Raw genomic sequence first — 13,840 nt, forward strand, 5'->3', positions numbered from 1 at the left:
GCTCTACCCAATTATGTTAATGGTTTATCTATTCCTAATAGTTCTTCTTCTATACTTAGCTTATCTTCCTTGGGAATTTTAAAAATGATATGCTTATCATGATAAATAAAAACAGGTATAATATGAGTTTTTATTATGTCTTTCATTAAGAAAAAATATCCTTCAAGATCTTCTGTCTTTTTAGAAACATTAGATAATATTTCTACTATTTCATCATCAATAGCAAATAAGAGATAATATTTTCTCCATCTATTTAGTTGCGAGGCTTACATCTATCTGGACTAACATTCCTTTTGATTCTTTTCTTTATAGGGAAAGAATATACATGGGATTTAAGAATTTTTTTGCTCTGGTATATTGACTTTTTTAATATATGAGTTATTCTATAAATGAGGGGAAAATATAAAAAAATAAAATCTCATTAATCAAACTTATTAAAAATTCTTTTTTCCTCAGTGTTTTCTCAAGTATTTCCATTTAAAATATTAGAATAGGAGGTACAAAAATGAAAAAGTCGATTTTAAGAATCTTTATTTTCCTAATTATCCTTTTAATTCTTGCCTTTGCAAGTACATGGAAAAATAGAAACTATTACGGAGCTAACTTCCCCTATATAGGTGGGCTTTTTTGTCATGACGGTGATTACGTAGAATTCGAGGTAAACGATGAAAATAACGGATTTTATTACATGACCCGCTATAACAAAGAGGTTAATTTAGAACCATATTTTTGGAACAGTGAAGAAAACAAATGGGTAGGCTTTGGAACAACCCTTATCCTTCCTGCAAATGTATATCCAGTAGGAGAAAATTTCAGATACGCCCCATGGAGGTGGGTATCTTTACAACAAGGTTATAAAGGAAAGACAATACAACTTAGACTTGTAGAAAATAGAACAGTAAACAATCATTATTGTCCTTCAAATGATATTATTATAAAATTTAAAGACAATAGTCAAGTAAAGTATTGGAAAGGTGTTGACTCTGAGAGTTGGTGTGATTTAGATCAAGTGGCAAAATAGCCTCTATCTCTCTAAAGCTAAAATATTAAAGAGCCCCATATGGGGGCTCTTTATTTTGAATATATTTACTTAAAATAGTTAAAATAATATAATTTAATATCAGACTATGTATAAAGTAAAGTGGGACAAAGAAAACAATTTAGTATTATTATCAGATTCTACTGATGAAGAAATCACCCCTCCGAGGCCTGTTTTTTTTGAAGAACTTGATCTTTTAGGTTTTGATAAGTATTGGGAATATCCAAAATCAGAAGAACCCCTTTTGTGGAACATTGGAAGAAGATATTACTATAAGGGAAAGTGTGTAGCTGAAGCAAAAGGAGGTAATATTTTTGAAGCCCCCAAAATTAAAATAACTGAGGAAGGGAAAAACCTTGTTTTAAAACCTATTGATATTGACTTATTAATACAGAAAAATATAGATGCCATAAAAACCATAGAAGGTGAAGCTATTGATTTCATAAATAATACATATAAAAACTATAAAGATAAAGTTGATGCCTTTATAGTTGCTTATAGTGGAGGAAAAGATTCACAAGTAGTTTTAGATCTTGTATCTCGTACATTACCCCCAGATGAATATTTCGTTATTTTTACAGATACTACTATGGAAATACCTCCCACATATGAAACTTATGAGGAAACAAAAAAGCTATATCAGAAACTATATCCTAAATTAAAATTTTATACTGCAAGAAATGAAAGACATTCTTACGATCTTTGGAAAGTATTTGGTCCACCAAGCAGATTAATAAGATGGTGTTGTTCCGTATACAAAACTTCTCCCCAAATAAGATTATTAAAATCATTATTTCCTGATAAGACAAATCTAAAAGTATTAGTTTTTGATGGTGTAAGAGCAGATGAGAGTACAAGAAGAGGTAGATATGAAAGAATAGCAGAAGATGTAAAGCATATCAATGTAATAGATTCGAGAATAATATTAAATTGGACAAATCTTGAAGTGTTTATGTATATAATTTACAGAAAGAACTTGATCCATATAAATATTCCCATAAACTATGGGTATAGATATGGTTTGACCCGAATAGGTTGTAGCATATGTCCCTTTGGATCTCCATGGACAGAATATATTATAAACAAATTATTTCCAGAGCAGACTTTAGAATATATATCTGAGATTCGAAAAACAGCATTCTCACTTGGTTTAGAAAATATAAAGGACATTAATAAATATATCTCAAAAGGCCAATGGAAAAAAAGAGGTGGCGGTAAAGGCATAGATAGAGAAAATGGATATATTATATTAACCGAGTTTCCTACTTTAGAAATTATTTTATTCAATAATAACAAAAAGATTAAAGAAAATATAACATGGTTGCAAGTATTAGGGGATACCTCAATATATGTATTAAACAATGGAAATATCTATGAAGGAGTAATAAGATTACAAGATAAAACAATCATTAATTACAAAATATCTTTTACCAATAATGTTCAATGTAAATTCTATACTTTAAATAAAGATAAAATAAGTCTTTTAAAAAAAATTCTGAATAAAATTACATATTGTATTAACTGTGGGGTATGTGAGGTCGAATGCCCTAATAATGCTATCAATGTATTACCCTATATATCAATAGACGAAACTAAATGCAAACATTGTTATTCATGTTTAGATTTTAACTCCTACGGATGTACAGTTGCAAAATCACTCAATCTTCCGAAAGGAGATACAAAAATGAAAAATACAAAAAGCACAGGTATCGATAGATATTCAACATTTGGATTAAGAGAAGGCTGGTTAGTAGCTTTCTTTAACAAAAAATATAATTGGTTTAACGATAACAGTTTAGGACCTAAACAAGTAAATGCTTTCATCATTTGGTTAAAAGAGGCAGAAATATTAGATAACACATTTAGAGGGAAAAAAATATCTAAAATAGGAGAAAGCTTAATCGAATTATTTTATAAGAATACTCAACTTGTATGGGAAATAATATTAATAAATCTTTTTTATAATTCAAAAATTATTAATTGGTATCTATCCGAAATACCATGGAAAACTTCTTATAACAAACATGATCTTTTTAAAAAATTAAAAGAAAATTATCCTAAGCTATCTGATGGAACATTAATGAATCCTCTTAATGCTCTTATTAATCTTTTTGAAAATAACAAATATATTAGTAATGTTTTAAAGATAGGAATAATTAAAAAAGAAGGTTCAAATAAGTTAGTAGAAAAAATAGGCACTGACAATATACACCCAATAGCTATACTTTATTCTATATATAGATACGCTATATCAAAGGATAGATATAGACTTACGGTTTCAGAATTCTATAGAGAAGATAATAAAGATGGAGGTCCTTATCTTATATTTGGAATATCAAGACCAGCATTGGAAAACCTACTAAGGGGATTACAAGAATCTCTAACAGAATTAATAAAAGTAGATATCGTGGCTGATTTAGATAATATATATCTCTCTGAAGATATAAAAGATTACTCTCAGATACTATATTATGTAAAATGAATAATTTTATAAAAATAAATGGTTATAAATACTACACTTTTGGCTTAAGACAAGAGTGGTTATACTCTTTCTTAACAAATGGTGAAAATTTTTTAAAAGAAAATACTTTAGGGCCAAAACAAATAGAAGCATTTATTTATTTACTAAGAGACTGTGAATTAATAGATAAAAATAAAAATCTTACTCCTCTTTTTCACCTTCTAAAATCGATATATTTAAAAGATGGACCATATTCTCAGATTCTTTGGGGTGTAATATGGATAAATTTATGCTTTAATGTTCTAATATTTACTTATTGGAATACTCTCAAAATAGGCATATATTTCAGAAAAGAGATCATTAACAATATTATAATATCTTATGGTAAAAAGAACAGATCAATAATAAATTATTATTGTACTCTCAAAGAAACTCTCTCAAAATCTCCAATAGGTGAAATTTTAGGACAAGGTATACCAATTAAGAAGGGAAAAATTATCCAAGGATTTAATAAAATTGGACTTAAAAGTTTACACCCTTTAGTGATACTGTATAATCTATACAAGTATGCAGAGAGAGAAAATTTATATGAAATAGATCTCTATTCCTTAGAAAATACACTCTATTCACCTCAGAAAATATTTTCCATATCTACAAAAGATTTGCAAAAATCATTGTTAGACAATTCCCAATATTATAATTTATATAGATTATCCTTAGATAGACCAGGCCTCATTATTCTTTATGACTCTTTGAAGGCTATTAATATATTAGAGAAATATGTAGGGGGAGAAAAAAAATGAGATATGAAGAAATAATTGGCCTTCATGAATATTTTCAGCCAGTTTATGATATCATTCAAGAACCAAAAAACTACTGGAAACAGTTTATTCCAACAAAATCTTTTTTAGAAATATTAGAGAAATTTCTTAATTCATTAGAAGCAACAAATCCTAAGGATAGAAAATCTATTTGGATTCAAGGAACATATGGAACAGGAAAAAGCCATGCAACAGGTGTAATAAAACATCTTTTATGGGATGATCCTTCTGAAATAGATGATTATCTCAGAAATATTGAAAAAGTACAATTAAGAGAGAGACTTAAAAATTTTAGAAAAGAAAATAGAGTACTCCCTGTTACTCTAAAAGGTATTTCTGGTATATATTCTCCAAAAGAATTTAGCTTAATAATTGAAATAGCGGTTAAAGAATCCTTAAAAAAGTACAACATTTCAGTGATAGCAGAAAGTGAATTTGATAAATATTTAAAATACATAGATGATCCAAAAATCAATTGGCAAGATGTTATAGAGGGAAATCCACATTTAAAAAGCCTTGTTGGCGATATAAATGGTCTTAAAAATAAATTACATCAGAATGATCCTGAAATAATAAAATTAATAGAAGAAGCATTAGGAGATTTAAAAATTGTTCATCCTAATATAGAGGATTGGCTTAGTGAAATACTGAAAAATTTAAGTGATCAAGGTATAAAATATATGACCATATATTGGGATGAATTTACTCCTCTTTTAGAGCTTTCTCAAAGCCCTGCACTGCTTAATATTCTTCAAAATATAGCAGAAAAAAGTTTCAATGAAAATATATTTCTTTTTATAATATCTCACAGACACCCTCAACAAACTCAAATTGAAAAAGAAGATCAAGAAAAAGTATTAGGAAGATTTTTAAGCATAAACTACTTTATGGAAAATATTACCACGTTCCATATAGTTTCGAAAACTATAGACAAAAAGAGAGAGGAAGATTGGAAAAAAATCAGAGATAATATTTATAACACGTATCCTGGATTAAATAAAGTATTAAATAAGCTCGTACCAGACAATACAGAGACCGCAAAAGTATTAAAAGATTTATTTCCTATCCATCCATACACAGCTCAACTTGCGGTAGGAATTTCAAGATACATAGGATCCACAGAAAGAAGCATCTTTAGCTTCTTATATGATGAAGAAAAAGGTTTTATAAATTTCATAAAGAATTACCCAGATAAAAATAATGTATACCTCTTGACAGCAGATAAACTGTGGGATTACTTCATAGATGATTTAAAAAGAAGACAAGATGATAAAATAGGAAATATTTTATCAAAATATTATTCTTATCATGATTCTTTAAAAAATAAAGGTGAAGAATATCTGACCATCTTCAAAGGCATACTAATTCTAAATCTTCTACAATCAATAATTACTTTAACTGACGAATCATCTTTATTCATACCCAAACGAGAAAACATAGAAGACATGTTTTTAGGAACCCACTATAGAGACCACATAGATCAAGTTTTAGATTATATCGACAAAAATATAATTCCTAAAACCCCAGATGGATTATATCGAATATTCCAAACTCCTCTCCCAGAAGAAGAATTAAGTAGGGAAAAAGAATCTGCAAGAAGAGAATTTGAAGATATAACTAAATTAATAAATGATGATACTAAAAACTCTCTGTTAGATACCATTAAAAACAACCTTTTAAGAGAACCGAATCTAAATATATACTGGGCAGGACTTTCTGAAAATGAGATCTTAAGAAAAATAGACAGAGATTATAGAAATTCATATGAAATAAATATTGCTCTTTTCCTCCCAAAAATCAATGAGGAAATATCAATAATCAAAAAAAATATAAGGAAGATAATAAATGGAAATCCAAAAGCTCGAAATATAGTATTTGTAGTATCAAATAGGGAATTTGGAGAGCAAGACTATGAGAGATTATTAGAGTATATCGCAAGGAAAAAAGTAGCTTATAAACACTCTTTTAATGAAGAAGCCCAAAACAACGAAAAATATATAGATAAATTGATCAATATATGGATTGAAAAAGTTGAGAAAGATTTTGTTAACATATTATTTAGGGATAAAGAAGAAAAGATAACTTTCTCATCAATAGCAGATAAAATCAATAAGGATTATTCAAAAGAAATATTTACCTCAGGATTAGAAAATATCGAAGGTTTAACTAAAAATAGAAATCTTTGGACATTTAGAAATTCAATAAAATACGCTAAAACATTTCTTACAGTTGAGAATAGAAAGCAATTAGAAGATGAATTAAAAACCGCTTTAGATAAGCCAATATTAGAAATATTAAAATCTAAAAGTGGTGAGTATATTGTTAACAGCAATTTCGAATTTTACAACAATATAGATCCAGATCACCCAACCTTTAAGATTTTCAAAGAGGTAGAAAACAGAATAAAAGAACATGCTGGTAAAACCTTCAACTTAGGTGAATTATTAGAATTTTTAAAAGAACCTCCATATGGTATTTATCCTAATATAATACATTATGCCTTATTAGGATTCGTTTTAAGACCACATACAAATAAATTATATGAGACAGGAACAGGCAAAAAAGTAAACCCAACAGTTATGGAAGATAAAATCAAAGATATTTTTGAATATTTTACTAAGGGGAAAGAAAAAGAAAAGTTAGAAGTAAGGCTTGGAACTCAAAATGAGTTAGAACTTACTGAAATTTTAAAAGATATTTTTGGATTAAAGGAGGCTGAAAATCTAAATAAAGCGAAGTGGGAAATAAGAAATTGGATTAAAGAAGTAAATCTACCTATTTGGAGTTTAAAATATTTACCACAACAAAACGAAGGTGTAACAATAGCTATTAAAACAATTGAATATTTAAGTAAAAGTATCGATAAAGAATTAAGCGAAGAGAATGTTATAAAATATCTTCAATTATTTAAGAATGTAAAAACTGATTTAAAACTAATTTTGAAGAAAGAAAAAGTAAAAGAAGGATTTAAGAATTGGTTATTAACTCAGCAAAAAGAGGTAAAAATTAATGAAGAAGAAATAGAAGAAGTAATAGATTACCTATATAAGCACATGCAAGAGGAAGTTGCGTTATGGGATGAAAAAAATGTACTTTTAAAATTGAAGGACTGGGCAAAAGAGAAAGACAAAGAGAGATATAAAATTGAATTTATAAACAATTTATGTAATATATTTAATCTGCAGAAAAGAGATAATATTCAAGAGCTAAGGGAAGATATCAAGAATTATATAAATAACAATTTAAGATATCCCTTGTGGAGCATAAAGTATGTTTTAAAACTTGATGAAATAAACCACATAATCAATTTCTTGGAAGAGTTTATAAGAAGTAATAAAGATCCATCTCAAGAAGATATAATAAACTTCTCTAATTTACTTCCTACATGTGAAAAAATCTTGTATTTAAATCTTAATCCAGAAACAGCGGAAAAAGGCATCCAGGAATTACTAAAAACAAATAGTAAAAAATTATTAGATAATAATGAAATTAATGACTTTTTAGATTTTACAAGGGAAAATCTAAAAAAGGATATTTACTTATGGGAAGAAAAAGATTTAAAAAATTCTCTTACTTTGTATGAATTTCTAAAACTAATAGCAGAGCTCTTTAATATAGATAAAAATTACATAAAGATACCAGATGATCTAAAAATAAAAATAAAAAATCAAGTTACGAATAAGATATATCCCTTCTGGGCCGTTGGATTAATAGATGATAATGAAGTTAAGAAAACAACCGAGGAACTATCATATTATATAACATCAGATAAAAACTATTCATTAACCGACATAGAAAGTTTATATCAAATGCTTGAAAATAATAAAGAAAAAATTAAATCCATTTGGGAATCCACTCAGATAGAAAAATTATATAAAGAATGGTTGAGAGAGATTTTAAAAACCACGGAAGATGTATCTAAAATAGTAAGTGAGATTAAAGCCAAAATACGAAACGAAGATTACTACTGGAAAAAGACTGTCGTAGAAAATCTAATTCTGAAAGAAAAAGAAAATCTCATAAGAATATTGAACAAAGAGAAAAAGGAAAAAATAGCACAAAAGATAAAAAATACTAATAGAGACTTAAGAGAAATATTAGTAAAACTCATAGATAAATATCCCCAAATTATTTCTGATCTAGAGGAACTTCTTTAAATGGACAATATAAATGACTTGTTAAGAACAATTGAGAAAGATAGGAAAACATCGAGTATAACTTATAATAGATTTCCTGTAAGGTTTATATTGTTAAATAATTACTGGGATCTAAAAAATCTTATAAATGCGCTACGATCTATTTTAGATATAGATTTCTTACATTTAACAGATTTTGATATATTTAAATATTATAACGATGCATGGATCACCATATATGATATAATAAATTTAATAAATAATCTTAATCCCCAAAAAGATTATCTTCTCTTATCGATATCAGAATATTGCAGGTTTCTCTCTGATGATAGCTTTTACTCTCTTTTAAGTAGTATTATGAGTATAGAAAACACTCAAAATAACCTTGAAAGAAGAATATATATACCATTAATAGGAATAAAAAATAAATTTGAAAAGATCTTTTTTGATAAATATCCAAGAAGAAGAGAGATAATACCTTTTTGGATATTAGAAGGGAAAAGAGAAAAATACAATTTATATTTCATTAACTTTTTAGATAAAGCAGAAACTCAAGACACACTTATTATCGAAAATTCAAAAGACTTTCTAAATATATGGGAAAAGAATTTAAATAACTATCTTAATATTGTATGTCTTTCTAAAACATTAAATACACACTCTGACCATGTAATAAGTGATGATATATTTGATGTTTACAAAATTAAAAATTATAAAGAATACTTAAACCATCTATTTTACATTAATATCCCCATAGAATACAAAGAAGAAGAGAAAGACAATTGGGAAATATTATGTAAAACACTACAAAATAAAAAATTCACAAACTTTTATGAATTAACAGAAGATCTTCTAAATGTTAAAAAGATCAATATAACAGACCTATTAAAGCTTTGGGTTAAAAATGATAAGTTCCATTTATGGCTTCTAAAGAATTATATAATAAACAAGGAAGAATACAAAGAAACTTATGCATCAAGAGTTCTTAAATCCATAGAAAGCTACGAAATAAAAGAAATTTTAAGTAAATATTACACCCTCATCTTTGAAGATTCAAAACCTAAAAATGATATTTTAGAAGAAAGAAGTAATACCCTCAAAAATCTATTAAAAGAAGATATAAATAATATAGAGCCTATAATCTTAGAAATTGATAAAATTCTCAAAGAAAAAAGTAATATTTTACCTCCAGACAAGTTTAAAATCTATTTAACTGGAACCACATATTTCGAAAAATCATGGATTATGCAAAATTACGATAAAGTAGAAAACTTAAAAGAACTATATCCTGAACTTTACTATTACTTAGAAAAAGATGTTAAAATTGTGAATTTAAAACCAGACCAAAATTGGATTTTAGATTACTTTAAAGAATACCATATCTCGAGATTAAAAAATAAGCCTACAGAAAGACTATTAGAAATTCTTAATGAAAAAAATAGAAATGAAGATACTTTTTACGAATGGTATCATTCCTTTCCTAAAGTTAATAATTACAAAATAAAAGATGAATATGAAAAATTATGGATTGATGCTTTATCCTTAGAATTTCTACCTTTAATAGCAGGAATATTAGAAGAAAAAGGATACAAAATAGAAGCTCATATAGTAGTATCTAATCTCCCTACAATAACAGAGATAAATAAATTTGAAGTAATTGAAAGAATAGATACTCTAGATAAATTTATCCACGAAAAAAAAGATCCAAATATATATCCAGGACTGATTAAAGAGATGGAAATAATAAAGAATATAATAAAAAACAAACTTCTAACTGGAAGTGATAATTTTGTTATATTATCAGATCATGGATTTACTGCCTTTTCCAATAAAGTTTTACAAAATCAGAAACTTCCAGAACTTAAGGTAAAAGAAAATGAGCCAAGGTATGCTGTATTAGAGAAAGATATAGCTCTTAAAGCGAAAGAAGATATAATAGTTTATGACCATGATGATAAAAAATATGTTATAGCATTAAAATACACCTCTTTTTCCTATCCTCAATCTCTTGAAACACATGGAGGTGCAACTCCAGAAGAAGTGTTAGTACCTATTATTTATGTGACAAAATCAAAAGTAAAGGAAAAAATACCATCTTATAAAATTGATATACCAGATAAAGAAGTTAGTATTAGAAATCCTCTTCTAATTTTCTACATCACTCCGTTTATAGAAGATGTCGTAGTTAAATACAAAGGTGAAAAGTTTGAACCCATATATTCAGAAGAAAAAAAGTGTTATACAATTAATTTAAGTAAACTCAAACCTGGTACCTATGAATTAACTTTTCATATAAGAGGTTATGAGGAAAAACATAAAATTATAATAAAAGGAGGCATACAAGAAAAAGAGTTATTATGAACAAACTCAGTAATTTAGATGAAAAAATTAAAAAAGTTTTTCCTGATGTATCCCTCTTAAAAATTAAAGAGAATTATAGCGTTTTTAATGGTAAAAATCTTCCATCTTTTATTAAAGATTGGCTTATTAGAAAGTTTTCTGATGATGAAGGAAAGGTATATAAAGAAGAAATAATAGACTTCATTGATAAACATATTCCCCAAAAAGAATCAGCCAAAAAACTTAAAGGTACTCTCATGTATAATAAAGAATCTATAGATATATTAACAAGAGTATCAATAGAACCTGACATTAAAAAAGGAATTTTCAAATTCTCCATTCCTGACCTTGAAATAAAAGATTACGAAGGAAAAGTTATGGAACATGTCATTGAAAAACATCCAGAATTGAAAGGTGGAGAAATTTGGGGAGTTTTTACTCTTAGATATATAGCAGATACGAAAGAAAACTTTATCGCCATAATAGGATATAAGCCTTTTAAACCTTATGACATAGACTTAGAATACTTTAAGGAAGGAAGAAAAGAATTTGCTCTTGAAGAATGGGTAGATTTATTAATAAGATCTATGGAATATAATCCTATTGGATTTGCTAGTTTTGAACAAAAGTTACAATTTATATCAAGACTCCTTGTCTTTGTAGAGCCAAGATTAAATATGATCGAACTTGCCCCAAAAGGAACAGGAAAATCATATATTTTTAATAATCTTAGTAAGTATGGATGGTGTGTAAGTGGAGGAAAGGTAACAAGAGCAAAAATGTTTTACGATATGGGAAAAAATATTCCTGGATTCATAACAAGATATGATTTTGTAGCTTTTGATGAAGCACAAACCATAGAATTCTCAAACGATGAAGAAATGAGAGCTGCATTAAAAAGTTACTTAGAATTGGGCAAATTTACTATTGGAAACTACCACGGAGAATCAACAGCTGGATTTATACTTCTTGGTAATATTCAACTAGATAGCAATTTAAATCCTATAAATCCCATTTATTTTAAAGATTTACCAGAATCTTTTCATGAATCAGCCTTATTTGATAGGTTTCACGGTTTTATAGAGGGCTGGAGACTTCCAAGAATTAGAGAGGACTTAAAAATAAGTGGATATGCATTAAATGTTGAGTATTTCACAGAAATATTGCATAGTCTAAGAGATCGCTCAGAATACTCTTCTATTGTAGACGATATGTTAGAAATACCTCCTAAAGCTGATACAAGAGATACTACCGCCATAAAGAAATTAGCCACAGGTTATCTGAAATTATTATTTCCTCATGTGAAAGATCCAAGTGACATTGATAAAGATGACTTTGAAATTTTTTGCTTAAAACCTGCTCTTGAAAAAAGAGGCATAATAAGAAAACAACTACACTTGATGGATCCTGAATATAAAGAGGAACTACCTGATATAAAGGTGAAGAAGTAAAATGATGGACTCAGATTTTTGGGAACTCGAAAATCTGTTAAGTGAAATAGATGAATTTCTAAACAAATATGAAGAAAATAAAGAAGAAATTCAAGAAATTATATTGTCTTTCATAGAAAGAATAGAAAAAACCAATAAAGAGCTTATGAATATTTCAAAAAAATTAGAATATATTACTTTAAAGCTAAAAAATCTTGTTAATAACTCCCAATCACCTTCTAAATATGAAGAAAAAGGTAATAGAATTAAAGGAGAAATAACTCCCAAAGCTTTTTTTAGGCTCCATATACTTCTCACATTATATGAATTAGGAGGTAAAGCCCCCGCCTTAGAGGTCCATAAAAAATTAGAAAAAAAATTAAATGATCTATTAACCCAAAAGGATAAAGAACTATTACCCTCAGGAACTGTAAGATGGATTAAAAATGTAGATTGGTGTAGACTGATATTAGTACATGAAGGCTTGATGAAAAGAGATTCTCCTCGTGGTATATGGGAACTTTCTGAGAAAGGATATAAATATATAAAAAAATATTTAGAAGAAATCAATGGACGAGAATGATTTATACTTAGAAAGCCTATTAGATGAGATTAATAACTTTTTAAAAAGCAAAGAGCAAGAAGAAGCACAAACAAAACCCCAACAAGTATTCCCTAAGAAAAGTAAATTTAAACTTAAAGAACACAAAGATGATTTTGAGGAGATTCATTTTAAAGACCCCTCAAAATATGAATTACTCTCTCCTATTCAAGAAAAAGAATTATTTAAAAGAGTTGAACAAGGAGATAAAGAAGCAAAAGAAAAGTTAATACTGTCCAATCTCAAATTAGTATATTCTATTGCAAAAAGATATAAAGGAAGAGGTTTAGAATTCTCAGACTTAATACAAGAAGGATGCATAGGTCTCATAAACGCTGTTGAAAAATTTGATTGGAGAAAAGGTTATAAATTCTCTACTTACGCAACGTGGTGGATAAAACAAGCAATTACAAGGGCTATTGCAGAAAAGGGTGGAACAATTTATGTTCCTATCCATCTTCAAGAAAAGATAAATTATATTAAAAGATGTAGAAAAATACTTATGGAAAAGTTAAATAGAGAACCAACTATCCACGAATTATCAACATACTCAGGATATAGTAGAGATTCATTAAAGTCTCTCATGGATTGTAATTTTACAACTATTCCATACGATGTTCAAATAGAGAATCTTTCAGAGGAAGAATTTGAGAGTATCTATCCCTTAATAGACCAAAACGAAGATTTTACATTAACTATAGATGACATTTTACCTAATAATGACCAAAATTATGACCTCTTCTCCCAAATGGAAATAACATTTATAAAAAAGATTATAGATGAGTTATTAAATACTCTATCAGAAAGAGAAAGAGAAATTATATACCTAAGATTTGGCTTTAAAGATGGAACTCCCAAAACCCTCGAAGAAATAGGTAAAATATTTGGAATAACAAGAGAAAGGGTAAGACAGATAGAGGCAAAAATTATAAAGAAATTTAAGCATCCTTCAAAAAGAAAATACCTAAAATAGGGTAGCAAGTAATTTAAACTTGCTACCCTATAATCTTTT

The 13,840-nt window shown here is 27.6% G+C and carries 9 protein-coding genes; 8 read left to right on the plus strand and 1 reads right to left on the minus strand.

Going from position 1 to position 13,840, the window contains the following annotated elements:
* Positions 1 to 11: 11 nt before the first annotated feature.
* Positions 12 to 146, minus strand: a complete 135-nt coding sequence (locus tag ACY3IT_RS00415) for a hypothetical protein (protein WP_463082821.1) — start codon at positions 144 to 146, stop codon at positions 12 to 14.
* 359 nt (positions 147 to 505) lie between these two features.
* Between ACY3IT_RS00415 and ACY3IT_RS00420 the strand changes: the two genes are divergently transcribed.
* The 8 genes from ACY3IT_RS00420 (at position 506) to ACY3IT_RS00455 (ending at position 13,801) form a co-directional block, all read left to right on the plus strand.
* Complete coding sequence (locus ACY3IT_RS00420) at positions 506 to 1,021, plus strand: hypothetical protein (protein WP_463082822.1); 516 nt, start codon at positions 506 to 508, stop codon at positions 1,019 to 1,021.
* A 106-nt stretch (positions 1,022 to 1,127) separates the two neighbouring features.
* Positions 1,128 to 3,521 carry a phosphoadenosine phosphosulfate reductase domain-containing protein gene (locus ACY3IT_RS00425; protein WP_463082823.1) on the plus strand — a complete coding sequence of 798 codons (2,394 nt, stop codon included), beginning with the start codon at positions 1,128 to 1,130 and terminating at the stop codon, positions 3,519 to 3,521.
* Complete coding sequence (locus ACY3IT_RS00430; protein WP_463082824.1) at positions 3,518 to 4,303, plus strand: hypothetical protein; 786 nt, start codon at positions 3,518 to 3,520, stop codon at positions 4,301 to 4,303. Before ACY3IT_RS00425 ends, ACY3IT_RS00430 begins: the two co-directional genes overlap by 4 nt.
* The gene (locus tag ACY3IT_RS00435; protein ID WP_463082825.1) at positions 4,300 to 8,478 is read left to right on the plus strand and encodes a hypothetical protein; all 4,179 of its coding nucleotides are present in this window, start codon (positions 4,300 to 4,302) and stop codon (positions 8,476 to 8,478) included. Before ACY3IT_RS00430 ends, ACY3IT_RS00435 begins: the two co-directional genes overlap by 4 nt.
* On the plus strand, positions 8,479 to 10,818 hold the full coding sequence (gene pglZ, locus ACY3IT_RS00440) for a BREX-4 system phosphatase PglZ (protein WP_463082826.1): 2,340 nt from the start codon (positions 8,479 to 8,481) through the stop codon (positions 10,816 to 10,818). It begins immediately after the preceding gene.
* Positions 10,815 to 12,248 (plus strand): BREX system Lon protease-like protein BrxL, encoded by a 1,434-nt coding sequence (gene brxL / locus ACY3IT_RS00445; RefSeq protein WP_463082827.1) that lies wholly within the window; start codon positions 10,815 to 10,817, stop codon positions 12,246 to 12,248. The genes pglZ and brxL overlap by 4 nt, the downstream gene beginning before the upstream one ends.
* Position 12,249: 1 nt before the next feature.
* Positions 12,250 to 12,810: a winged helix-turn-helix domain-containing protein gene (locus ACY3IT_RS00450; RefSeq protein ID WP_463082828.1), complete on the plus strand. Its 561-nt coding sequence runs from the start codon at positions 12,250 to 12,252 to the stop codon at positions 12,808 to 12,810.
* Positions 12,797 to 13,801: a sigma-70 family RNA polymerase sigma factor gene (locus ACY3IT_RS00455; protein WP_463082829.1), complete on the plus strand. Its 1,005-nt coding sequence runs from the start codon at positions 12,797 to 12,799 to the stop codon at positions 13,799 to 13,801. Before ACY3IT_RS00450 ends, ACY3IT_RS00455 begins: the two co-directional genes overlap by 14 nt.
* Positions 13,802 to 13,840 lie beyond the last annotated feature (39 nt).

Source organism: Dictyoglomus sp. GBS, assembly GCF_055179815.1.

Bases quoted from the DNA above. Each gene is read 5' to 3' on its own strand.
- ACY3IT_RS00415 (WP_463082821.1), bottom strand. From the start codon at position 146: ATGAAAGACATAATAAAAACTCATATTATACCTGTTTTTATTTATCAT.
- ACY3IT_RS00420 (WP_463082822.1), top strand. From the start codon at position 506: ATGAAAAAGTCGATTTTAAGAATCTTTATTTTCCTAATTATCCTTTTA.
- ACY3IT_RS00425 (WP_463082823.1), top strand. From the start codon at position 1,128: ATGTATAAAGTAAAGTGGGACAAAGAAAACAATTTAGTATTATTATCA.
- ACY3IT_RS00430 (WP_463082824.1), top strand. From the start codon at position 3,518: ATGAATAATTTTATAAAAATAAATGGTTATAAATACTACACTTTTGGC.
- ACY3IT_RS00435 (WP_463082825.1), top strand. From the start codon at position 4,300: ATGAGATATGAAGAAATAATTGGCCTTCATGAATATTTTCAGCCAGTT.
- pglZ (WP_463082826.1), top strand. From the start codon at position 8,479: ATGGACAATATAAATGACTTGTTAAGAACAATTGAGAAAGATAGGAAA.
- brxL (WP_463082827.1), top strand. From the start codon at position 10,815: ATGAACAAACTCAGTAATTTAGATGAAAAAATTAAAAAAGTTTTTCCT.
- ACY3IT_RS00450 (WP_463082828.1), top strand. From the start codon at position 12,250: ATGATGGACTCAGATTTTTGGGAACTCGAAAATCTGTTAAGTGAAATA.
- ACY3IT_RS00455 (WP_463082829.1), top strand. From the start codon at position 12,797: ATGGACGAGAATGATTTATACTTAGAAAGCCTATTAGATGAGATTAAT.